General features: G+C 59.8%; 19 protein-coding genes. 16 read left to right on the top strand and 3 right to left on the bottom strand.

Going from position 1 to position 22,005, the window contains the following annotated elements; all coding sequences use genetic code 11:
• Nucleotides 1-27 precede the first annotated feature (27 nt).
• The 3 genes from CWM58_RS13635 (at nucleotide 28) to CWM58_RS13625 (ending at nucleotide 2,573) form a co-directional block, all read left to right on the top strand.
• Nucleotides 28-666, top strand: a complete 639-nt coding sequence (locus CWM58_RS13635; protein WP_012967437.1) for a DUF1007 family protein — start codon at nucleotides 28-30, stop codon at nucleotides 664-666.
• A complete protein-coding gene (locus CWM58_RS13630; protein ID WP_100681111.1) occupies nucleotides 657-1,637 on the top strand; it encodes a nickel/cobalt transporter in 981 nt (326 codons plus the stop codon). The genes CWM58_RS13635 and CWM58_RS13630 overlap by 10 nt, the downstream gene beginning before the upstream one ends.
• Before the next feature lie 99 nt (nucleotides 1,638-1,736).
• Nucleotides 1,737-2,573, top strand: a complete 837-nt coding sequence (locus CWM58_RS13625) for a hypothetical protein (protein ID WP_100681110.1) — start codon at nucleotides 1,737-1,739, stop codon at nucleotides 2,571-2,573.
• 46 nt (nucleotides 2,574-2,619) lie between these two features.
• Here the strand turns inward: CWM58_RS13625 and suhB are convergent, their stop codons facing one another.
• Nucleotides 2,620-3,423, bottom strand: coding sequence for an inositol-1-monophosphatase (gene suhB / locus CWM58_RS13620; protein WP_061153660.1), 804 nt, complete (start codon nucleotides 3,421-3,423; stop codon nucleotides 2,620-2,622).
• Nucleotides 3,424-3,543: 120 nt separating this feature from the next.
• On the opposite strand from suhB, the gene trmJ reads away from it, so the two are divergent.
• The 11 genes from trmJ (at nucleotide 3,544) to sseB (ending at nucleotide 12,388) form a co-directional block, all read left to right on the top strand.
• Nucleotides 3,544-4,278 (top strand): tRNA (cytosine(32)/uridine(32)-2'-O)-methyltransferase TrmJ, encoded by a 735-nt coding sequence (trmJ, locus tag CWM58_RS13615; protein WP_061153661.1) that lies wholly within the window; start codon nucleotides 3,544-3,546, stop codon nucleotides 4,276-4,278.
• A gap of 206 nt (nucleotides 4,279-4,484) precedes the next feature.
• On the top strand, nucleotides 4,485-4,976 hold the full coding sequence (gene iscR, locus CWM58_RS13610; protein ID WP_012540866.1) for a Fe-S cluster assembly transcriptional regulator IscR: 492 nt from the start codon (nucleotides 4,485-4,487) through the stop codon (nucleotides 4,974-4,976).
• 179 nt (nucleotides 4,977-5,155) lie between these two features.
• The gene (gene iscS / locus CWM58_RS13605) at nucleotides 5,156-6,370 is read left to right on the top strand and encodes a cysteine desulfurase (protein ID WP_061153662.1); all 1,215 of its coding nucleotides are present in this window, start codon (nucleotides 5,156-5,158) and stop codon (nucleotides 6,368-6,370) included.
• Nucleotides 6,371-6,396: 26 nt separating this feature from the next.
• On the top strand, nucleotides 6,397-6,783 hold the full coding sequence (gene iscU, locus CWM58_RS13600) for a Fe-S cluster assembly scaffold IscU (RefSeq protein ID WP_002913991.1): 387 nt from the start codon (nucleotides 6,397-6,399) through the stop codon (nucleotides 6,781-6,783).
• A 17-nt stretch (nucleotides 6,784-6,800) separates the two neighbouring features.
• Nucleotides 6,801-7,124, top strand: a complete 324-nt coding sequence (iscA, locus tag CWM58_RS13595; RefSeq protein ID WP_002913979.1) for an iron-sulfur cluster assembly protein IscA — start codon at nucleotides 6,801-6,803, stop codon at nucleotides 7,122-7,124.
• Between the two features lie 74 nt (nucleotides 7,125-7,198).
• A complete protein-coding gene (hscB, locus tag CWM58_RS13590) occupies nucleotides 7,199-7,714 on the top strand; it encodes a co-chaperone HscB (protein WP_074387856.1) in 516 nt (171 codons plus the stop codon).
• Nucleotides 7,715-7,729: 15 nt separating this feature from the next.
• Entirely contained in the window at nucleotides 7,730-9,580 is a 1,851-nt protein-coding gene (gene hscA, locus CWM58_RS13585) for a Fe-S protein assembly chaperone HscA (RefSeq protein ID WP_061153664.1), read from the top strand.
• A 1-nt stretch (nucleotide 9,581) separates the two neighbouring features.
• Nucleotides 9,582-9,917: an ISC system 2Fe-2S type ferredoxin gene (gene fdx, locus CWM58_RS13580; RefSeq protein WP_004201872.1), complete on the top strand. Its 336-nt coding sequence runs from the start codon at nucleotides 9,582-9,584 to the stop codon at nucleotides 9,915-9,917.
• Between the two features lies 1 nt (nucleotide 9,918).
• Nucleotides 9,919-10,119 carry a Fe-S cluster assembly protein IscX gene (gene iscX, locus CWM58_RS13575; protein WP_002913954.1) on the top strand — a complete coding sequence of 67 codons (201 nt, stop codon included), beginning with the start codon at nucleotides 9,919-9,921 and terminating at the stop codon, nucleotides 10,117-10,119.
• Nucleotides 10,120-10,226: 107 nt separating this feature from the next.
• Nucleotides 10,227-11,513, top strand: coding sequence for an aminopeptidase PepB (gene pepB, locus CWM58_RS13570; protein ID WP_100681109.1), 1,287 nt, complete (start codon nucleotides 10,227-10,229; stop codon nucleotides 11,511-11,513).
• Nucleotides 11,514-11,611: 98 nt separating this feature from the next.
• Entirely contained in the window at nucleotides 11,612-12,388 is a 777-nt protein-coding gene (sseB, locus tag CWM58_RS13565; protein WP_100681108.1) for an enhanced serine sensitivity protein SseB, read from the top strand.
• A gap of 71 nt (nucleotides 12,389-12,459) precedes the next feature.
• On the opposite strand, the gene CWM58_RS13560 is transcribed toward sseB, so the two are convergent.
• Both CWM58_RS13560 and sseA read right to left on the bottom strand, forming a co-directional pair.
• Nucleotides 12,460-13,302: a hypothetical protein gene (locus tag CWM58_RS13560; RefSeq protein WP_100681107.1), complete on the bottom strand. Its 843-nt coding sequence runs from the start codon at nucleotides 13,300-13,302 to the stop codon at nucleotides 12,460-12,462.
• Nucleotides 13,303-13,529: 227 nt separating this feature from the next.
• A complete protein-coding gene (sseA, locus tag CWM58_RS13555; RefSeq protein ID WP_100681106.1) occupies nucleotides 13,530-14,387 on the bottom strand; it encodes a 3-mercaptopyruvate sulfurtransferase in 858 nt (285 codons plus the stop codon).
• Nucleotides 14,388-14,593: 206 nt separating this feature from the next.
• On the opposite strand from sseA, the gene CWM58_RS13550 reads away from it, so the two are divergent.
• Together CWM58_RS13550 and pbpC are read left to right on the top strand one after the other, a co-directional pair.
• Nucleotides 14,594-19,543, top strand: a complete 4,950-nt coding sequence (locus tag CWM58_RS13550; RefSeq protein WP_100681105.1) for an alpha-2-macroglobulin family protein — start codon at nucleotides 14,594-14,596, stop codon at nucleotides 19,541-19,543.
• Nucleotides 19,544-21,868, top strand: a complete 2,325-nt coding sequence (gene pbpC / locus CWM58_RS13545) for a peptidoglycan glycosyltransferase PbpC (RefSeq protein WP_100681104.1) — start codon at nucleotides 19,544-19,546, stop codon at nucleotides 21,866-21,868.
• Nucleotides 21,869-22,005: the final 137 nt, after the last annotated feature.

Raw genomic sequence — 22,005 nt, 5'->3', positions numbered from 1 at the left:
TCACAGAATTTTTCACGTGAGGAACAGATGAACAGAGTGAAACAATGCACCAGCGCGGCGTTTTTCATGGTTTTATCATTTTCAGCCGCCGCGCATCCGCATAGCTTCATTAGTTTGCAGAGCGAGCCGGTGGTCAAAGACGGTCTGCTGAGCGGGTTTAAAATGCGCTGGACCATGGATGAAATTACCTCATCGGATCTGCTCTATGATGCCGGTAACGCCAAACCGGGCAGCGAAGTATGGAAAAAGCTGGCGGCGGAGGTGATGGCCAACGTGCTCGGCCAGCACTATTTCAGCGAGCTGTGGCACAACGGCCAGCGGGTGAAATTTGAAAATCGTCCCGACGGCTATGGCCTCGAGCGTGACGGACTGCAGGCGGTACTGACCTTTACGCTGCCGCTGGCGACGCCGCAACCTGTTGCCGGGCAGACGTTTACCTTTTCCACCTTCGACCCGACCTACTACGTCGACATGTTTTATGACAAGGATAGCGATTTTTCCCTGCCCGCCGCGCTGCGGGCCGCCTGTAAGGCAACGGTGATGACGCCAAAACCGAACGACAAAATGCTCTCGTACGCCCAGTCGCTGGATAAAGCGGATGCGCCGCCGGAGGATATGGCGCTGGGCAGCTATTTTGCCCAGAAGGTGACCCTGACATGTCAGTAATTATTACCCCGCGTGCGCGATCCTCGCGCTGGAAAGCGCTGTGGCCGCTGGCGCTGTTGCTGGCTGTGAGCATCATCGGCGGCATGTGGCTATGGCGGGTGTGGCCGCAGGTGCTGATGCAGAGCGCGGTCTGGCAGCGCTCGTTGAATCTGGAACTCAGCCGCCTGCTGCAGGCGGTGGCGGAGAACCCGGCAGCGGCGGGCCTGTCGCTGCTCGGGTTCAGTTTCGTTTATGGTGTGCTGCATGCCTTAGGGCCCGGCCATGGCAAAATTGTCATCACTACCTGGCTCGCCACCCATCCCTCGAAGCTGAAATCGAGCATTAACCTGACGCTGGCCGCCTCTTTATTACAGGGGCTGGTGGCCATCGTGCTGGTGGTCGTGGTGCTGGCGCTGCTGCAGCTGCCGGCGCGCCAGCTGCATCTCAGCAGTTTCTGGCTGGAGAAGGGCAGCTATCTGCTGGTGGGCGCATTAGGCTTGCTGCTGTGCTGGCGGGCGTTGAAAAAGCTGTATCGGCTGCTGAGCCGGCCAAGGTTTACCGCTTTTACCCCGCATCATGTGCATCATGACCACTGCGGTTGCGGCCACCAGCATCTTCCCGCGCCGGAACAACTTCAGAGCGGCGACGACTGGCGGGCACGCGCCGCGATCGTCCTGTCGATGGGCATGCGTCCCTGTTCTGGGGCGATCATGGTTCTGCTGTTCAGCAAGGTGATCGGGGTGTTCAGTTGGGGAATGGCGGCGGCGCTGGCGATGGCGGCGGGAACCTCATTAACCATCACCGCGCTGGCGTTGCTGGTGCACAGTTTTCGCCAGCTGGCAGTGAAGCTGGGTCAGCATCAGGCGCCGCCGCTGTGGCGCCAGGTGGGCTGGCTGACGCTGGCGCTGGCCGGCGGCGTGATTTTGCTGGCGGCGGCAGGGGTAATGTGGTTCAGCGCGGTCCCGGCCGGCGGTGGGATCCGCCCGTTTTAGCCCGGCGCCGGGCGCAAATCCGAAAGTGGGCGCCAGCGCTTGCCGCTGGCGAAGCGATGCTCTAGTTTTCCGCATTTCGGCGGATGACAAGGAGTCGCTATGGCCGCAAATATCGTTTCTCCCGCGCAGAGCGGGCGGTTTTATTATGGCTGCGCCGGTGTCGCCGGGCTGCTGGCGGGGCTGGCGATCGTCTTTTGGTTTCCGGTGCTGGCCAGCTGGTGGCCGTCAGGTCTGGTGCGCGTCTATCACGCCATGTCGTACGTCATGGGATTCGGGGTGTCGCACATCGGGGATATCCCGCTGGTGGCCTACGCCACCTTAACGCTGTCGGGTTTCGTCATGGCCTTTTGCCATCCCGGGCACAGTAAACTGCCCGTCGTTGCCTGGGCCGTGCATAATCAGCCCTCGCCGCGGGAAATGGTCGACTGGATCCTGCGCAGCTGGATATTGCAGTTCGGTTTCCTGGTGATCATTTTCTGGCGTTTTGCTTTCATGGGGAAGCTGACCAGTTATCGGCTGATGCAGATCGTGGGCATCTTTAACGACGTCTGCTATCTGGCCACGCTGGTGCTGGCTGGAATACTGCTGCGCGATAGCTGGCGCGGCTTTAAAGGCGTTTCCGCATCGGCAAGCAATATTCGCATTCCGCTGATCTTTGCCCTGAGCTTTTATCTGCCGTTTCAATTGGTGTGGATTTTACTCAGTGCGCAACAGTTCGAGTTGCCGCTGTGGGGATGGCTGCTGCTGATCCCGGCGATGGTCGGCGTGCTGTTAGCCCGCCTGGCGACGGTGGGAATAGCGCTGTGCCTCCGGCACTGGCTGGGGCCGCAGGGCTGCCTGCGCTGGCGCGGACCGCTGGCCTTGTTTAGCGGCCTGACGGTGCTGTGCATCGGCGGCAATGCGGTGATTCGCCAGATCCTCAACATGATAAAATGACATAAAAAAAGGAAGCCGCGGCTTCCTTTTTGACATCAGTAAGAGATTAACGCTTCAGCGCATCGCTCAGATGCTCACGCATATTCGCCAGCATCGCTTTCACCACGCGCGGGTTACCGGCAACGATGTTGCCCGTCAGCAGGTAGTTATGGCCACCGGTGAAGTCGCAAACGATAGCGCCTGCTTCACGAGCGATCAGCTCGCCTGCGGCGAAATCCCATGGTTTCAGGGCGATTTCAAAGTAACCATCAACGCGGCCAGCGGCAACGTAGGCCAGATCCAGCGCGGCGGAGCCGGTGCGACGGAAGTCGGCGCACTCGGTAAACAGGTTGCCAAGAATATTCATGTAAGTGGTCGCGTGCTGCTTCGCTTTGAACGGGAAGCCGGTAGCGATGATGGTGCCGTCGAGGTCGCGAGCGTTGCTGCCGCGCAGACGGTAGCCGTTCAGCTGCGCGCCCTGGCCACGGGTTGCGGTGAACAGTTCGTTACGCATGGGATCGTAAACCACCGCGACTTCAGTACGGCCTTTGATGCGTACGGCGATGGAAACAGAGAAGTGCGGCAGACGTTTAACGAAGTTGGTGGTGCCATCCAGTGGATCGATAACCCATTGAACATCCTGATCTTCACCAGCGTGTTCACCGCTTTCTTCGGTGATAATGGTGTGCTGCGGGTAAGATTTGCGAATGGTTTCGATAATAATCGCTTCGGCGGCTTTATCGACGTTGGTCACAAAATCATTGCTGCCTTTCTGGCTGGTTTCTACGGTGTCTGGCGTTTCGTAGTGCTTGGCAATTAAATTACCCGCCTTGCGCGCTGCGCGCACGGCGATGTTCAGCATCGGATGCATCGGTCTCTCTCACTGGATGTTAAAGAACGGGAAAAAACGGCGCATATAATAACAGCGAAATCTGCTTATGTCTCCGTTTTATGGTAGCATGCCCGAATAATCTTTAGCCGAAGAACCATAATGCTGCAAAATATTCGAATCGTACTGGTAGAAACCTCCCACACCGGCAATATGGGCTCTGTAGCCCGCGCGATGAAAACCATGGGCTTAACTAACCTGTGGCTGGTCAACCCGCTGGTCAAACCCGACTCACAGGCGATAGCCCTCGCCGCGGGCGCCAGCGATGTGATCGGCAATGCGCAGATCGTCGATACCCTTGATGAAGCCCTGGCGGGCTGCAGCCTGGTGGTGGGTACCAGCGCGCGCTCCCGCACACTGCCGTGGCCAATGCTCGATCCGCGCGAATGCGGCCTGAAAAGCGTCGCCGAGGGTCAGCATGCGCCGGTGGCGCTGGTCTTTGGCCGCGAACGCGTTGGCCTGACCAACGAAGAGCTGCAGAAGTGCCACTACCACGTGGCGATCGCCGCGAACCCGGAGTACAGCTCGTTGAACCTGGCGATGGCGGTGCAGGTTATCGCTTATGAAGTGCGGATGGCCTGGCTGGCGACGCAGGAGCAGGAACAGCCGGCGGTTGACCATGAAGAGGCGCCGTACCCGTTGGTGGACGATCTGGAGCGTTTCTACGGCCATCTTGAGCAGACGCTGCTGGCGACGGGCTTCATCCGCCCGAATCATCCGGGGCAGGTGATGAACAAGCTGCGTCGTCTGTTCACCCGCGCGCGTCCGGAAAGCCAGGAGCTGAACATCCTGCGCGGGATGCTGGCGTCTATTGAGCAGCAGAATAAAGGTAAGTAAGCGCTTATCCGGCCTACGAATCTACATCGCTGTTGTAGCCCGGGAGCGGCTCTAAATCAATAACGGCACGGAAAGCCAAATACCTGACTAAAACAGTCAAGTAAATAGTTGACCAAATTACTCGGGAATGTCAGACTTGCCCCTGCTATGCAATACTCATATTAATAAAAAGCCCGGCCAGGGGCGAGTTTGAGGTTAAGTAAGACATGAGACTGACATCTAAAGGGCGTTATGCCGTGACCGCGATGCTTGACGTTGCGCTCAACTCTGAAACGGGCCCGGTACCGTTGGCAGATATTTCAGAGCGTCAGGGAATTTCGCTTTCCTATCTGGAACAGCTGTTCTCTCGCCTGCGTAAAAATGGCCTGGTTTCCAGCGTTCGTGGTCCAGGTGGTGGTTATCTGTTAGGTAAAGATGCCAGCAGCATCGCCGTTGGCGAAGTGATCAGCGCGGTAGACGAATCCGTTGACGCGACCCGTTGCCAGGGCAAAGGCGGCTGTCAGGGCGGCGATAAATGCCTGACTCACGCGCTGTGGCGCGATTTGAGCGAACGCCTGACCGGCTTCCTGAACAATATCACCCTGGGTGAACTGGTGAATAACCAGGAAATCCTTGATGTGTCCGGTCGTCAGCATCAGCACGAAACCCAGCGCAATGCGCGCACCCAGGACGCGATCGACGTTAAACTGCGCGCCTGAGTGACCCGTCCCGTTTCGGACTGCCGCTGACAGGGCGAGGCAGCACGAAACGGTCGGGACAACGATTATAAAGAGCTTTCAGAATCAGGCCGGGATGCTCCAACATTCCGTGTACTCGGTCGTACATCAAGCCGGTTGCCTGATTCCTTGCATTGAGTGATGTACGGAGTTTAAGAGCAATGAAATTACCGATTTATCTCGATTACTCCGCAACCACGCCGGTGGACCCGCGTGTTGCCGAGAAAATGATGCAGTTCCTGACCATGGACGGGACCTTTGGTAACCCGGCCTCCCGTTCCCACCGTTTTGGCTGGCAGGCTGAAGAGGCGGTTGATATCGCCCGCAATCAGATTGCCGAGCTGGTCGGTGCCGACCCGCGCGAAATCGTCTTTACCTCTGGTGCGACGGAATCCGACAACCTGGCGATTAAGGGTGCAGCCAACTTTTATCAGAAAAAAGGCAAGCACATCATCACCAGCAAAACCGAGCATAAAGCGGTTCTGGATACCTGCCGTCAGCTGGAGCGCGAAGGCTTCGAAGTGACCTACCTGGCGCCGCAGCGTAACGGGATTATCGATCTGAAAGAGCTGGAAGCGGCGATGCGTGACGACACCATCCTGGTTTCCATCATGCATGTGAATAACGAAATCGGCGTGGTGCAGGATATCGCTACCATCGGCGAGATGTGTCGCGCCCGCGGTATCATTTACCACGTAGACGCCACCCAGAGCGTGGGCAAGCTGCCTATCGATCTGAGCCAGTTGAAAGTGGACCTGATGTCCTTCTCCGGCCACAAAATCTACGGTCCGAAAGGCATTGGCGCGCTGTACGTTCGCCGTAAGCCGCGTATTCGTATCGAAGCGCAAATCCACGGCGGCGGCCACGAGCGCGGTATGCGTTCTGGTACTCTGCCTGTTCACCAGATCGTCGGCATGGGTGAAGCTTACCGTATCGCCAAAGAAGAGATGGAAAGCGAAATGGCGCGTCTGCGCACCCTGCGCAACCGTCTGTGGAACGGCGTGAAGGATATGGAAGAAGTATATCTCAACGGCGACCTCGAGCAGGGCGCGCCGAACATTCTTAACGTCAGCTTCAACTATGTTGAAGGTGAGTCGCTGATTATGGCGCTGAAAGACCTGGCGGTTTCCTCCGGTTCAGCCTGTACTTCCGCGAGCCTTGAGCCATCCTACGTGCTGCGCGCGTTAGGTATGACTGATGAACTGGCGCACAGTTCTATTCGTTTCTCTTTAGGTCGTTTCACTACCGAAGAAGAGATTGACTACACCATCAATCTGGTTCGCAACTCCATCGGCCGTCTGCGCGACCTTTCTCCGCTGTGGGAAATGTTCAAGCAGGGCGTGGATCTGAACAGTATTGAATGGTCACATCACTAATTCGGCACCGATAAGGAGAATTCAACATGGCATACAGCGAAAAAGTTATCGATCATTACGAAAACCCGCGCAACGTCGGCTCTTTTGACAACAGCGACGAGAACGTCGGCAGCGGCATGGTCGGTGCGCCGGCCTGTGGCGACGTGATGAAGTTGCAGATTAAAGTCAACAATGAAGGTATCATTGAAGACGCGCGCTTCAAGACCTACGGCTGTGGTTCCGCCATCGCTTCCAGCTCCCTGGTCACCGAGTGGGTGAAGGGCAAATCCCTGGACGAAGCGCAGGCGATCAAGAACACCGATATCGCCGATGAACTGGAACTGCCGCCGGTGAAAATTCACTGCTCTATTCTGGCGGAAGACGCGATTAAAGCCGCGATTGCGGATTACAAAAGCAAACGTGAAGCAAAATAATTAGTTGAGGTTTTGTTATGTCGATTACTCTTAGCGACAGTGCTGCAGCGCGAGTCAATGCCTTTCTGGCGAACCGCGGTAAAGGGTTTGGCCTGCGCCTGGGCGTGAGAACCTCCGGCTGCTCGGGTATGGCCTATGTACTGGAGTTTGTTGACGAGCCGGCGGCTGAAGACACCGTGTTTGAAGACAAAGGCGTGAAGGTCGTGATCGACGGCAAAAGTCTGCAATTCCTCGACGGCACTCAGCTGGACTTCGTCAAAGAAGGCCTCAACGAAGGGTTCAAGTTCACCAACCCTAACGTCAAAGATGAGTGCGGCTGCGGCGAAAGCTTTAACGTATAATCGGTCATCCCCAACCCCACCGCGGTCACGCCGCGCGTGGGGTTTTCATTTAGATGCATGACCCTGAGGTTACTATGGACTATTTCACCCTCTTCGGGTTACCAGCCAGCTATACCCTCTCGCTTGAACAACTGGCTGTCCGGTATCAGGATCTGCAGCGCCAGTACCATCCGGATAAATTTGCCAGCGCGCCTGCTGCGGAACAGCTGGTAGCGGTTCAGCACTCCGCCACCATTAACCAGGCCTGGCAAACTCTGCGCCATCCGCTGACCCGTGCGGAATATCTCCTTTCGCTGCACGGCTTCGACCTCGCCAGCGAGCAACATACCGTCCGCGATACCGCGTTCCTGATGGAACAGCTGGAACTGCGTGAAGAGCTCGATGAGATCGGTAAGGCGAAAGACGATGCGCGGCTGGAAGACTTTATCAAACGAGTGAAAGCGCTGTTTGATACCCGCCATCAACTGATGGTTGAACAATTGCATAATGAGAGCTGGGAGGCGGCGGCGGATACGGTACGTAAGCTCCGTTTTCTCGATAAACTGCGCAGCAGTGCTGAAGAACTCGAAGAAAAACTGCTCGATTTTTAATTTTCGGAAGCAATTATGGCCTTATTACAAATTAGTGAGCCCGGCCTGAGCGCCGCGCCGCACCAGCGTCGTCTGGCGGCCGGTATCGACCTGGGCACCACCAATTCTCTGGTGGCTACCGTGCGTAGCGGCCAGGCCGAAACCCTGCCCGATCATCAAGGTCGCTATCTGCTGCCGTCGGTGGTGAACTACCACGCCTCGGGACTGACCGTCGGCTATGAAGCCCGGCTGAATGCCGCTCAGGATCCGGTGAACACCATCAGCTCGGTGAAGCGAATGATGGGGCGCTCCCTCGCCGATATTCAAAACCGCTATCCGCATCTGCCATATCAGCTGCAGGCCAGTGAAAACGGTCTGCCGATGATCCAGACCGCCGGCGGCCTGCTGAACCCGATTCGCGTCTCCGCCGATATCCTCAAAGCGCTGGCCGCCCGGGCGACCGAAGCGCTGGGCGGCGAACTTGATGGCGTGGTGATCACCGTTCCCGCTTACTTCGATGATGCTCAGCGTCAGGGGACCAAAGACGCGGCGCGTCTGGCGGGACTGCACGTGCTGCGCCTGCTCAATGAGCCGACCGCGGCGGCTATCGCCTACGGCCTCGATTCCGGTCAGGAAGGGGTGATTGCGGTCTATGATCTCGGCGGCGGCACCTTTGATATCTCTATTCTGCGCTTAAGCCGCGGGGTGTTTGAAGTACTGGCCACCGGCGGCGACTCGGCGCTCGGCGGCGATGATTTTGACCATCTGCTGGCGGACTACCTGCGCGAGCAGGCGGGCTTCAGCGACCGCAGCGATAACCGCCTGCAGCGCGAGCTGCTGGATGCCGCCATCGCGGCGAAAATCGCCCTCAGCGATGCTGAGGTGGCGCACGTCGAGGTTGGCGGCTGGCAGGGCGATATCACCCGTAGCCAGTTTAACGATCTGATTGCCTCCCTGGTAAAACGTACTTTACTGGCCTGCCGTCGTGCGCTGAAAGACGCCGGCGTTGAGGCGCAAGAGGTACTGGAAGTGGTGATGGTCGGTGGTTCCACTCGCGTGCCGCTGGTGCGCGAACGCGTTGGCGAATTCTTTGGCCGCACCCCGCTGACCTCCATCGATCCGGACAAAGTCGTTGCCATCGGCGCGGCGATTCAGGCGGATATTCTGGTCGGCAACAAGCCGGACAGCGAACTGCTGCTGCTCGACGTTATCCCGCTGTCGTTAGGGCTGGAAACGATGGGCGGGCTGGTGGAGAAAGTCATCCCGCGTAATACCACTATTCCGGTGGCTCGCGCGCAGGAGTTTACCACCTTCAAAGATGGTCAGACGGCAATGTCTATTCACGTGATGCAGGGCGAGCGTGAGCTGGTGCAGGATTGCCGCTCGCTGGCGCGTTTTGCGCTGCGCGGTATCCCGGCGCTGCCGGCGGGCGGGGCGCATATTCGCGTCACCTTCCAGGTCGATGCCGACGGTTTGCTGAGCGTCACGGCGATGGAAAAATCGACCGGCGTGGAAGCCTCTATCCAGGTGAAACCGTCTTACGGTCTGACCGATGGCGAAATCGCCACCATGATCAAAGATTCGATGAGCTATGCCGAACAGGATGTCCAGGCGCGTATGCTGGCTGAGCAGAAAGTGGAAGCCGCCCGCGTTCTGGAAAGCCTGGTCAGCGCGCTGGCCGCCGATGCCGCGCTGTTAAGCGCCGCGGAGCGTCAGGCTATCGATGCCGCCGCGGAGCAAGTGCGCGCCGCGGCGGCAGGCGACGATGCCGACGCCATTAAAGAAGCGATTAAAAATATCGACACACAAACCCAGGAATTCGCCGCCCGCCGTATGGATCAGTCGGTCCGTATCGCGCTGAAAGGCCAATCCGTGGACGAGGTTTAAAATGCCAAAAATTGTATTTCTGCCGCACCAGGACCTGTGTCCGGATGGCATCGTTGTGGAAGCTGAGACCGGTGAAACCATTCTGGATGCGGCGCTGCGTAGCGGCATCGAGATTGAACACGCCTGCGAAAAATCCTGTGCCTGCACCACCTGCCACTGCATCGTGCGTGAAGGCTTTGACTCGCTGGCGGAAAGTACCGAAGATGAAGACGATATGCTGGATAAAGCCTGGGGGCTGGAACCGGACAGCCGCCTGAGCTGCCAGGCGCGCGTCACCGACGAAGATCTGGTCGTTGAGATCCCGCGTTACACCATCAACCACGCACGCGAGCACTAATATGGCACTGAAATGGACCGACAGTCGTGAAATCGGCGAAGCCTTGTACGACGCTTACCCGGATCTCGACCCGAAAACCGTTCGCTTTACCGACATGCATCAGTGGATTTGCGATCTGGAAGAGTTTGATGACGACCCAAACGCATCCAATGAAAAAATTCTCGAGGCGATTCTGCTAGTCTGGTTAGACGAAGCCGAATAATTTTCGCGTCATGATTTATGCGGCAGTATTAAGTCGGATGAATCATCGAGTGAGAGAACTTTACGGGCTGCCATACGGTGGCCCGTTTGCTAAGAAGGATAATGATAATGACCGAAGCCATGAAGATTACGCTTTCTACTCAGCCAGCCGATGCGCGCTGGGGAGAAAAGGCGTCTTACAGCATTAATAACGACGGCATCGCCCTGCACCTCAACGGCAAAGACGACCTGGGCCTGATTCAGCGCGCGGCGCGTAAAATTGACGGTATGGGCATTAAACATGTCGCGTTAAGCGGCGAAGGCTGGGACACCGATCGTGCCTGGGCGTTCTGGGCCGGCTACAAAGGGCCGAAGGGGAAGCGCCTGGTCGAATGGCCGACGCTGGACGATGCGCAGCGCAGTGAGCTGGATCATCGCCTGACGATTATCGACTGGGTGCGCGACACCATCAATGCCCCGGCGGAAGATCTGGGTCCTGAGCAGTTGGCGCAGCGCGCCGTCGACCTGCTGTGCAGTGTGGCGGGCGAGAAGATGAGCTATCGCATCACCAAAGGTGAAGATCTGCGTGAGCAGGGCTATCTTGGTCTGCACACCGTGGGCCGCGGCTCCGAGCGTCCGCCGGTCCTGCTGGCGCTGGACTATAACCCAACCGGCGATAAAGAAGCCCCGGTATACGCCTGCCTGGTGGGCAAAGGCATTACTTTTGATTCCGGCGGCTATAGCATCAAACAGAGCGCCTTTATGGATTCAATGAAATCCGATATGGGCGGCGCGGCGACCATCACCGGCGCGCTGGCTTTTGCCATTTCTCGCGGGCTGAACAAGCGCGTGAAGCTCTACCTGTGCTGCGCCGACAACCTGATCAGCGGTAACGCCTTTAAACTCGGCGATATTATTCATTATCGTAACGGCAAAACCGTTGAAGTGATGAACACTGACGCCGAAGGCCGCCTGGTGCTGGCGGATGGCCTGATTGACGCTTCGGCGCAGAAGCCGCAGCTGATCATCGATGCCGCCACCCTGACCGGCGCGGCGAAAACTGCCCTGGGTAATGACTACCATGCGCTGTTTAGCTTTGACGATGCGCTGGCGAATCGCCTGCTGGCGAGCGCGCAGGCGGAAAACGAAGCCTTCTGGCGTCTGCCGCTGGCCGAGTTCCACCGTAATCAGCTGCCGTCGAACTTCGCAGAACTGAACAATACCGGCAGCGCGGCCTATCCGGCTGGCGCCAGTACCGCGGCGGGCTTCCTGTCCCACTTCGTGGAAAACTACCATCAGGGCTGGCTGCATATCGACTGTTCGGCAACCTATCGTAAATCTGCCGTTGAGCAGTGGTCGGCGGGCGCGACGGGTCTTGGCGTACGTACCATTGCTAACCTGCTGACGGCCGAGTAACGGCTTTGCCGGGTGGCGCTACGCTTACCCGGACTGGAAACTCGTATGCCCGCGTGGACGTAGCACCGCCGGGCAATTCATTGTGAAGTAGCCAAACTATGTCTGATACGAAAAATGAATTAGAAACCCTGCTGGAAAAAGCGGCGACCGAGCCCGCCCACCGTCCGGCATTTTTCAGCGCGCTGCTTGAGGCGACCGTCTGGGTACCGGGCAGTGCAGCCGATGGTGAGCAGATTGTCGAAGACAGCGCGCTGGATCTGCAGCACTGGGAAAAAGATGACGGCAGCTCGGTGATCCCGTTCTTTACCTCGCTGGAGGCGCTGCAGCAGGCGGTGGAAGACGAACAAGCTTTCGTGATGATGCCGGCCCGCACACTGATGGCGATGACACTGGGCGAATCGCTGTTCCTCAACCCGAAGCTGCCGAGCGGCAAAGAGTTCACCCCGCGGGAGATCAGCCATCTGCTCGGTGAAGAGGGCAGCCCGCTCAGTACCCAGACAGTACTGGAAGGCGGCGAAGCGCTGTTATTGTCTGAAGTCGCCGACCCGCCGGCGCAGATGGTGGATTCCCTGACCACGTTGTTTAAAACGCTGAAGACCGTCAAGCGGGCGTTCCTGTGCTCGATTAAAGAGCGTGTCGACGCACCGGCCAACTTGCTGATCGGCATTGAAGCGGAAGGGGATATTGAATCCGTTATTCAGACCACCGGCAGCGTGGCGACCGATACCCTGCCAGGCGATGAACCTATCGATATTTGCCAGGTGGTGGAAGGCGAGAAGGGCATCAGCCATTTTATGATTGCCCATATCACGCCGTTCTATGAAAAGCGCTGGGGCAGCTTCCTGCGCGATTTCAAACAAAACCGCATTATCTGACAGCGGGGGCGGCTGCCCCCGTTGTGTCCTCTATGCCTACAGTGCGATGCTGAAAATCGGCTTTGCCAGGGTTAATGCAGCGCGGCAAAGATCCGCGGGTAGGCTGACACCATGTGATAAAGAAGAAATCCCGTTACGCACAGCGTGACGATCCCATTGTAGAGTGCCATATCCCCGCGCCAGGCCCGACATCTCTCTTCGCCCAGCAGAGAACGTAGCGCTGCCACCAGCCCGCCGACCAGCATAAACGCCAGTAACACCCCTGCCATTTGCGCGATAACAATGTACCAGCCCAGCGGTGTATTCACGCCCCGGGCGCTCATCAGCGCGATCTGCGCCGGCAAAATCGTCTGGAACCCCAGAGTGAGTATCACGAGGAGACGCAGATCCGCCAGCGGAGCGTCAAACGTGCGGGCCAGACGCCGGGCGTCACGCAGGAGCAGCACCCCTGACGCCACCGCCGCGGCAACGCTGACGTGCTGGAGAATAAAAATATATAACGCCAGGGTTCCGGATCCGACCCGGGACAAAAAGAACAGATTGCAAAAGACGATGACCAGCAGGCCAAATTTTATGCCCCAGGCGCGGAGTACCTCGCCGGGCCAGCGCCGGCTTGACGCAGGGTTATGCATCATCCACGCGGCAAGGGTCGATTTTCCGTAGCCGGGCGCGAGCAGCACCATCAGAAAACCCAGCAGCGCCTGATGGCCATAGGTGATCAGCGGGACCTCTTCCAGAGTGACCCCGAGAAACTGGGTATACACGGAGACCGGCGCAGGAATCACGCTTAACCATGTTCGGTTCCATTGCGGCCAAAAATAAAGGATCGCGCCGCCTGCCAGCAGGCCAGCTATGCCTCCCAGCCAGGGAAGGCGCGGCGAATAAGCAGAATGTGGGTTGGAGACTAATGCCATTTTCACTCCTTGTGGTGACATCAGATTGGGACGGACTGGATGCGCTATCAGCCCTGAGGAATTCCGTACCGGTGCTCTGCCTCCTCATCAGGCAAAGCGAATACGGCAGGTACAAACCCTGCGGCAGCACAGAGTAACCGGTTTATCGAGAAGCAGAAGGAAGGGGGAGGGAAAATCAGAAATTATTTAGTGACCGCGGGTGGTTCCCTCCCGCGGTCAGGCCGTGTTTACTGAGCGGTAGAGGCCGGTTCAATCGGTAGATCGCTCCGTGCGCCCCATTCGCTCCAGGAGCCGTCATACAGGCAGACGCCGTTCACGCCAAGTGTGGTGAGCGCCAGCACGACCACCGCCGCCGTCACCCCCGATCCGCAGCTGGCGATGATTGGCCGTTCAAAATCGACACCCTGACGCAAAAAGATGTCGTTCAGCTCGTCGACGGTTTTCAGCTCGCCGTTAATCACCAGCTCAGTCCACGGCACGTTAAGCGCGCCGGGGATATGCCCGCGACGCAGGCCCGGGCGCGGTTCGTCGGCCAGGCCGTTAAACCGGGCTGCCGGACGGGCATCGACAATCTGCGCCGACCCTTCATGGCTGACCAGCAGGACGTCGGTCAGGCGCTTAATTTGCTGGGGATCGAAACGCACGTCGAATTCCCCTTCAGCTACTTCCGGCACGCCTTGCTCCAGCGGCAGTTCGTCGCGCCGCCAGCCCTCCAGCCCACCGGCCAGTATGGACACCTTCTCCACGCCAAAGGTGCGCAGCATCCACCAGGTGCGAGGCGCGGAAAACAGATTGCCTTCGTCATAAACCACCAGGTGCTTATCGCTGCAGACGCCCAGCTCGCGCATGGCGACGGCAAACGCCTCGGCGCGCGGCATCATATGCGGCAGCGGGCTGGTATGATCGGACAGCGCCTCGATATCGAAAAACAGCGCGTTCGGCACATGGCCGGCGCGGTATTCCGCTGCCATATCGCGCAGGGCCTCCTGCCCGGCGGGCGCCATGCGGGCGTCGATAATCTGGATCTCCGGGTCATCAATATGTTCTGCCAGCCAGTCGGCGGCGATAAAAAACGAGGTGGACATGGGTGCCTCCGTTTTACGATTCATGACTGAATTGTCGGCGTTTTATCTCACGCTGACAAGTTAAGGACGTCATAGTGGGGACGACGTCACGGCACTTTTCTGATTAATCGGCAGAAACCCGCGTCATCACTGTTGAGAAGTGCCGCCTTAACGCATAATAAAAAGTGATAATTTGCATCAGGCCCACCGGCCGAGGGGTTAGAAGGATGAAACCATTTCGTTTAGCGGCGCTGTCACTGGCGCTCCTTACCGCATTTTCATTAACCGGGTGTGATGACAGCGGTACACCGCAGGCCACTGCCCCGGCGCCAGCTGCGGATAGCAGCCCAGACACGACGACAAAACCGGACAGCGCCCAGCTGGCGGCGCTGGCGGAAAAAAGTCAGGGCAAAGCGCTGACGCTGATCGACGCCTCGGAAGTCCAACTGGATGGCGCCGCGACCCTGGTGCTGACGTTTTCCGTGCCGCTGCAGCCGGACCAGGATTTCTCCCGCAGCGTACATCTGGTCGACAAGAAAAGCGGTAAGGTGGACGGTGCCTGGGAGCTGGCGCCGAATCTGAAAGAGCTGCGTCTGCGTCACCTTGAGCCAAAGCGCGAGCTGATTGTCTCGGTCGACCCGACGCTGACCGCCCTGAACAAGGCTACGCTCGACAAACCGTTCGAGAAGACCCTGACCACTCGCGATATCGCACCGAGCGTTGGTTTCGCCAGCCGCGGCTCGCTGCTGCCGGGCAACGTGGTCGCCGGGCTGCCGGTGATGGCGCTGAACGTCGACAATGTCGACGTTAACTTCTTCCGTATTAAGCCGGAATCACTCTCCGCGTTTGTCAGCCAGTGGGAATATCGCAACTCGTTAAGCAACTGGGAGTCTGATGAGCTGCTGAAGATGGCGGATCTGGTCTATACCGGCCGCTTCGATCTCAACCCGGCACGCAATACCCGCGAGAAGCTGCTGCTGCCGCTGAACGATATCAAGCCGCTCCAGCAGCCGGGCGTCTACGTGGCGGTCATGAACCCGGCGGGCCATTATAGCTACAGCAACGCGGCGACGCTGTTTACCCTCAGCGATATCGGCGTCTCGGCGCACCGCTACCATAACCGGCTGGATGTTTTTACCCAGAGCCTGGAAAACGGCGCTGCTCAGTCGGGCATTGAGGTGCAACTGCTCAATGCCAAAGGGCAGACGCTGGCGCAGGCGAAAAGCGACAGCCAGGGCCATGTCACCCTGCAAACCGATAAAGAAGCCGCGCTGCTGCTGGCGCGCAAAGAGGGGCAGACGACGCTGCTCGACCTCAAGCTGCCGGCGCTGGATCTGGCTGAATTCTCTATCGCAGGGGCGCCCGGCTTTAGCAAACAGTTCTTTATGTTTGGCCCGCGCGACCTTTATCGCCCGGGTGAAACCGTCATCCTTAATGCGCTGTTGCGCGATAGCGACGGCAAGCCGCTGGCGGAGCAGCCGGTGAAGCTGGAGGTGGTTCAGCCGGATGGCCAGGTGATCCGCTCGGTGATGAGCAAACCGGTGAATGGTCTGTACCAGTTCACTTATCCGCTCGACAGCGGCGCGGCCACCGGTATGTGGCACATTCGCGCCAGCACCGGCGATAACCAGCCGCGCGAATGGGACTTCCACGTCGAGGACTTTATGCCGGAACGCATGGCCCTGAACCTGACGCCGCAGGCGGCGCCAGTCGCGCCGGATGCCGACGTCACCTTTGGCGTCCGCGGCGCTTATCTCTACGGTGCGCCGGCCAGCGGCAATCAGCTGCAGGGCAAGCTGTTCCTGCGCCCGCTGCGCGATGCCGTTGCCGCGCTGCCGGGCTTCCAGTTCGGCGATATCGCGGAAGAAAACCTCTCCCGTAGTCTGGATGAAGTCCAGCTGACGCTGGATGAAAAAGGCCGTGGCGAAGTGACCACCTCAAGCCAGTGGCAGGATAGCCACTCGCCGCTGCAGGTGGTGCTGCAGGCGAGCCTGCTGGAATCCGGCGGTCGCCCGGTGACCCGTACGGTTAAGCAGCCGATCTGGCCTGCCGAGGCGCTGCCGGGGATCCGCCCGCAATTTACACTGAAGGACGTTTACGATTACCGCACCGACACCACGGTGAAGCAGCCGGTGGTCGATGAGAACAGTAACGCCGCGTTTGACATCGTCTATGCCGACGCCAAAGGCGAGAAAAAAGCGGTCTCGGGCCTGCAGGTACGGCTGATCCGCGAGCGGCGCGACTACTACTGGAACTGGTCCGATAGCGAGGGCTGGCAGTCGCAGTTCGATCAAAAAGATCTGCAGGAGGGTGAGGAGTCGCTGGATCTGCAGGCCGGACAAACCGGCAAAGTGAGCTTCCCGGTAGAGTGGGGCTCATATCGCCTGGAGGTGAAAGGGCCGGACGACGTGGTCAGCAGCGTGCGCTTCTGGGCCGGCTATAGCTGGCAGGATAACAGCGAAGGTACCGGCGCGGCGCGTCCTGACCGGGTCACCATGAAGCTGGATAAACCGAGCTATAAACCGGGCGACACCATCAAGCTGCACATTGCCGCCCCGGCGGCGGGTAAAGGCTACGCGATGGTGGAATCCAGCGAAGGGCCGCTGTGGTGGCAGGAAATTGACGTCCCTGCCGAGGGGATGGATCTGTCTATTCCGGTGGGTAAAGCCTGGAACCGCCACGATCTCTACCTCAGCACGCTGGTGGTTCGCCCCGGTGATAAATCCCGCTCGGCGACGCCAAAACGCGCGGTGGGCCTGCTGCATCTGCCGCTGGGCGATGAAAACCGCCGTCTGACGCTGGCGCTGGAAGCGCCGGACAAAATGCGCCCCAACCAGCCGCTGACGGTGAAAGTGAAAGCCAGCGTCAAAGAGGGCGAGGCGCCGAAACAGGTCAATGTCCTGCTTTCGGCGGTGGATAGCGGGGTGCTGAATATTACCGATTACGCCACCCCGGATCCGTGGAACGCCTTCTTTGGCCAGAAGCGTTACGGCGCAGATATCTATGACATCTACGGCCAGGTGATTGAAGGGCAGGGGCGTGTGGCCAGCCTGCGCTTCGGCGGCGATGGCGACGAGTTAAAACGCGGCGGCAAACCGCCGGTCAACCACGTGACGATCGTCGCCCAGCAGGCGCAGCCGGTGGTGTTGAACGATCAGGGCGAAGGCACGGTGACGTTACCCATCGGTGATTTTAACGGCGAGCTGCGGGTGATGGCCCAGGCGTGGACGGCCGATGACTTCGGCAGCAGCGAAGATAAAGTGGTGGTGGCCGCCCCGGTTATCGCCGAACTGAATACCCCGCGCTTCCTCGCCAGCGGCGATACCACGCGTCTGGCGCTTGATCTCAGCAATCTGACCGATAAACCGCAAACTCTGCAGGTACATCTTGCCGCCAGCGGGCTGGTGACCTTGACCGAGGGTCAGTTGCCGCCGGTGCAACTGGCACCAGGGGCGCGCAGCACGCTATTCGTGCCGGTCAGCGCACTGGCGGGCTTCGGCGATGGTCAAGTGAGCGCGACCATCAGCGGCCTGAGCCTGCCGGGTGAAACCTTCGCCCCGCTGCAAAAACAGTGGAAAATCGGCGTCCGTCCGGCGTTCCCGGCCCAGACCGTCAACAGCGGCGCGGTGCTGCAGCCCGGCGAAAGCTGGCAGGCGCCGGCGGCGCAGAGCCAGGGCTTTGCCCCGCAAACGCTGCAGGGCCAGCTGCTGCTCAGCGGTAAACCGCCGTTGAACCTTGCCCGTTATATCCGTGAGCTGAAAGCCTATCCTTACGGCTGCCTTGAGCAGACCGCCAGCGGCCTGTTCCCGTCGCTGTACACCAGCGCGGCGCAGCTAAAAGCGTTGGGCATCAGCGGCGATAGCGATGAAAAACGCCGCGCGGCAATCGATGTTGGTATCTCGCGCCTGCTGCAGATGCAACTGGAAAACGGTGGTTTTGCGCTGTGGGATAAAGAGGGGCCGGAAGAGTACTGGCTGACCGCCTACGCTATGGACTTCCTCGTCCGCGCGGGCGAGCAGGGCTATAGCGTACCGGTCAACGCCATTAATAAAGGTAACGAACGCCTGCTGCGCTATCTGCAGGAGCCGGGGCTGATGACCGTGCGCTACAGCGATGATGCCCAGGCCAGCCGCTTTGCCGCCCAGGCGTATGCCGCGCTGGTGCTGGCACGTCAGCAAAAAGCCCCGCTTGGCGCATTGCGTGAAATCTGGAGCCGTTACGACCAGGCGCGCTCCGGCTTGCCGCTGCTGCAGCTCGGCATTGCGCTGAAAACCATGGGCGATGCGCCGCGCGGCGATGAGGCCATGAAGCTGGCGGTGACCACCCCGCGCCAGGATGAGAATCGTTGGCTGGGTGATTACGGCAGCCCGCTTCGCGATGACGCCCTGAAGCTGGCGCTGCTGGAAGAGAACAAGCTGCTGCCGGAGGTGCAAAATAAGCTGTTGAGCATGCTGTCGGAAGAAGCCTACGGTCAGCGCTGGCTGTCGACCCAGGAAACCAATGCCCTGTTCCTTGCCGGACGTTCGCTGGCGGACCTGCCGGGCAACTGGCAGGCGCAAACCTCACTGCAGGCCGAGCCGCTGGCCGGCGACAAAGCGCAAACCCGCAACCTCGACGGCGATCGGCTGGCGGCGCTGCAGGTGAGCAATACCGGCAGTCAGCCGCTGTGGCTGCGCCTGGACAGCAGCGGCTATCCACAAAGCGCGCCGCAGCCAGGCGGTAACGTCCTGGGGATTGAACGCACTATTTTCGATACCCAGGGTCAGCAGAAATCGCTGACGTCGTTGCGCAGCGGCGAACTGGTGCTGGTGAAGCTGGAGGTGACCGCCAAACGCAACGTGCCTGACGCGCTGATCGTCGACCTGCTGCCAGCCGGTCTCGAGCTGGAAAACCAGAGTCTGGCCAACAGCAGCGCCAGTCTGCAGGAAAATGGCGACGCGGTGCAAAACCTGCTCAACCAGATGCAGCAGGCGGATATTCAGCATATCGAGTTCCGTGACGACCGTTTCGTCGCCGCTGTCGCTGTCAATGAAGGCCAGCCGGTGACGCTGGTCTATCTGGCGCGGGCGGTGACGCCGGGCACTTATCAGGTCCCGCAGCCGCAGGTGGAATCGATGTATGTGCCGCAGTGGCGGGCGACCGGGGCGGCCAGCGGTCCGCTCACCGTGACGCCGTAAATGCGCGTATTGCCTCGGGTAAAACGCCGCTGGCACTGGCTGGCGGCGTTTATTTTTCTGCTGTGGCTGGCGGTGCTGGCCGCCGATCGCCTGTGGCCGCTGCCGCTGCAGGAGGTCACCCCTGCCCGGGTGGTGGTGGCGGAAGACGGCACGCCGCTCTGGCGCTTTGCCGATGCGCAGGGCGTCTGGCGTTATCCGGTGACTCTCGCCGATGTGTCGCCGCGCTATCTGCAGGCGCTCATCCAGTATGAAGACCGCTGGTTCTGGAAACATCCAGGGGTCAATCCCTTCGCGGTGCTGCGCGCCGCCTGGCAGGATTTAACCTCCGGGCGGGTCATTTCCGGCGGCAGCACGCTCACCATGCAGGTCGCGCGTCTGCTCGACCCTCATCCACGCACCTTCGGCGGCAAGCTGCGCCAGCTATGGCGGGCGCTGCAGCTGGAGTGGCATCTGTCAAAAAGCGATATTCTAACTCTGTATCTGAACCGCGCGCCGTTTGGCGGCACCCTGCAGGGGATCGGCGCGGCCAGTTGGGCTTATCTCGGTAAACCGCCCACTCAGCTCAGCTACGGCGAGGCGGCGCTGCTGGCGGTCCTGCCGCAGGCGCCCAGCCGTTTACGTCCGGACCGCTGGCCGCAGCGGGCCCAGGCGGCGCGCGATAAAGTCCTTACGCGCATGGTCAGCCAGGGCGTCTGGCCGCAACGGGCGGTGAAGGAAGCGATGGAGGAGCCGGTGTGGCTGTTTCCGCGCCAGATGCCGCAGCTGGCGCCGCTTTTTTCACGCCGGGCGCTGGCGACCAGTCGGGATGAAAAGGTGGTGACGACTCTTGATGCCGGGCTCCAGCGTCAGCTTGAGGATCTGGCGCTGAACTGGAAATCGCGCCTGCCGCCGCGCAGCTCACTGGCGATTGTTGTCGTCGACCACACGGATATGAAAGTCCGCGGCTGGGTGGGCTCGGCGGATATCACCGACGACAGCCGCTTCGGTCATATTGATATGGTCTCGGCGGTGCGTTCGCCGGGATCGGTACTGAAACCCTTTGTCTACGCGATGGCAATGGATGACGGGCTGATTCATCCGGCATCGTTGTTACAGGATGTTCCACGGCGTTTTAGCGACTATCGCCCCGGCAATTTTGACAGTGGTTTTCATGGCCCGGTGAGCGCCAGCGAAGCCCTGGTGCGCTCGCTGAATCTCCCTGCGGTACAGGTGCTCGAAGCCTATGGGCCCAAACGTTTCGCGGCGAATTTACGCAACGCCGGGCTGCCCCTGATGCTGCCCGCTGGCGCTGAGCCGAATCTGTCGCTGATCCTCGGTGGGGCCGGGGCACGGCTGGAAGATATCGTCGCGGCGTACAGCGCCTTTGCCCGTCATGGCAAGGCGGCGCGGCTGCGCATGAAACCTGACGCGCCGCTGGTGGAACGGGCGCTGATGTCACCCGGCGCGGCGTGGATTGTCCGGCGCATTTTGGCCGGCGAAGCGCAACCGGTTCCCGATGCCTCACTGTCGCAAGTGGTCCCGCTGGCGTGGAAAACCGGCACCAGCTATGGCTATCGCGATGCGTGGGCGGTCGGCCTCAATGCGCGATATCTGATAGGTATCTGGACCGGACGGCCCGACGGTACACCGGTGGTGGGCCAGTTTGGCTTCGCCAGCGCCGTGCCGCTGCTCAATCAGGTCAATAATCTGTTGCTGGCGCGCCAGGCGATGAGCCGCGGCGGTCTGCCGGTCGACCCGCGCCCGCAAACGGTGAGCCGCGGGACTATTTGCTGGCCAGGCGGGCAGGATCTACCGGCCGGTGACAGCAACTGCCGCCGGCGCTTAGCCAGCTGGCTGCTGGATGCCAGCCAGCCACCGACGCTGCTGCTGCCCGGGCAGGAGGGCGTGCGCGGGATCCGCTTCCCGGTGTGGCGCAACGCAGCAGGGGAAAGGGTGGCCGCGGATTGTCCGGGTGCGACAGAAACTTCTGTTGATGTCTGGCCGCTACCGCTGGAACCCTGGCTGCCGGCCAGCGAGCGCCGACGTGCGCGTCTGGGACCGGTATCGACAGCGTGTCCGCCGCTGCAAACTCAGGATGCCGCGCCGCTGGTGCTGTCAGGTATTCGTGAAGGGGCGGTGATAAAACGTCTGCCGGGCGAGGTGCGGGTGGTGTTACCCCTGCAAACCAGCGGTGGGGAAGGGCGACGCTGGTGGTTTATCAACGGCCAGCCGTTAGACGCTACCGGTGCGACAACCACGCTAACGCTGGATAAGCCCGGCGAGTGGCAGCTGGTGGTCATGGATGAGGCAGGACAAACGGCGGCCGCCAGTTTTACCCTGCAATAACCAGGGTAAATTTGTTGTTGGCAGTTTGTGTTTCCAATACTCATCTTATTTTAACAAAATGTTACCTTCATCCGTAGGCATCGCCGACGTTGCTCATTATAATGCGCGCCAGGCCATACGATCGTATGCGCAACAAC

It is taken from the genome of Klebsiella sp. H-Nf2 (assembly GCF_002806645.1).
Taxonomy (GTDB): Bacteria; Pseudomonadota; Gammaproteobacteria; order Enterobacterales; family Enterobacteriaceae; genus Klebsiella; species Klebsiella variicola.
Note: the sequence above shows the minus strand (reverse complement) of the source record. Positions and strands in the feature narration are given on the sequence as shown.

Coding starts and splice junctions, on each gene's coding strand:
- sseA (WP_100681106.1), bottom strand. CDS start 14,387: ATGTCCACCTCGTTTTTTATCGCCGCCGACTGGCTGGCAGAACATATT.
- pepB (WP_100681109.1), top strand. CDS start 10,227: ATGACCGAAGCCATGAAGATTACGCTTTCTACTCAGCCAGCCGATGCG.
- sseB (WP_100681108.1), top strand. CDS start 11,612: ATGTCTGATACGAAAAATGAATTAGAAACCCTGCTGGAAAAAGCGGCG.
- fdx (WP_004201872.1), top strand. CDS start 9,582: ATGCCAAAAATTGTATTTCTGCCGCACCAGGACCTGTGTCCGGATGGC.
- CWM58_RS13560 (WP_100681107.1), bottom strand. CDS start 13,302: ATGGCATTAGTCTCCAACCCACATTCTGCTTATTCGCCGCGCCTTCCC.
- suhB (WP_061153660.1), bottom strand. CDS start 3,423: ATGCATCCGATGCTGAACATCGCCGTGCGCGCAGCGCGCAAGGCGGGT.
- CWM58_RS13625 (WP_100681110.1), top strand. CDS start 1,737: ATGGCCGCAAATATCGTTTCTCCCGCGCAGAGCGGGCGGTTTTATTAT.
- trmJ (WP_061153661.1), top strand. CDS start 3,544: ATGCTGCAAAATATTCGAATCGTACTGGTAGAAACCTCCCACACCGGC.
- iscX (WP_002913954.1), top strand. CDS start 9,919: ATGGCACTGAAATGGACCGACAGTCGTGAAATCGGCGAAGCCTTGTAC.
- CWM58_RS13550 (WP_100681105.1), top strand. CDS start 14,594: ATGAAACCATTTCGTTTAGCGGCGCTGTCACTGGCGCTCCTTACCGCA.
- hscB (WP_074387856.1), top strand. CDS start 7,199: ATGGACTATTTCACCCTCTTCGGGTTACCAGCCAGCTATACCCTCTCG.
- iscR (WP_012540866.1), top strand. CDS start 4,485: ATGAGACTGACATCTAAAGGGCGTTATGCCGTGACCGCGATGCTTGAC.
- hscA (WP_061153664.1), top strand. CDS start 7,730: ATGGCCTTATTACAAATTAGTGAGCCCGGCCTGAGCGCCGCGCCGCAC.
- iscS (WP_061153662.1), top strand. CDS start 5,156: ATGAAATTACCGATTTATCTCGATTACTCCGCAACCACGCCGGTGGAC.
- iscA (WP_002913979.1), top strand. CDS start 6,801: ATGTCGATTACTCTTAGCGACAGTGCTGCAGCGCGAGTCAATGCCTTT.
- CWM58_RS13635 (WP_012967437.1), top strand. CDS start 28: ATGAACAGAGTGAAACAATGCACCAGCGCGGCGTTTTTCATGGTTTTA.
- iscU (WP_002913991.1), top strand. CDS start 6,397: ATGGCATACAGCGAAAAAGTTATCGATCATTACGAAAACCCGCGCAAC.
- CWM58_RS13630 (WP_100681111.1), top strand. CDS start 657: ATGTCAGTAATTATTACCCCGCGTGCGCGATCCTCGCGCTGGAAAGCG.
- pbpC (WP_100681104.1), top strand. CDS start 19,544: ATGCGCGTATTGCCTCGGGTAAAACGCCGCTGGCACTGGCTGGCGGCG.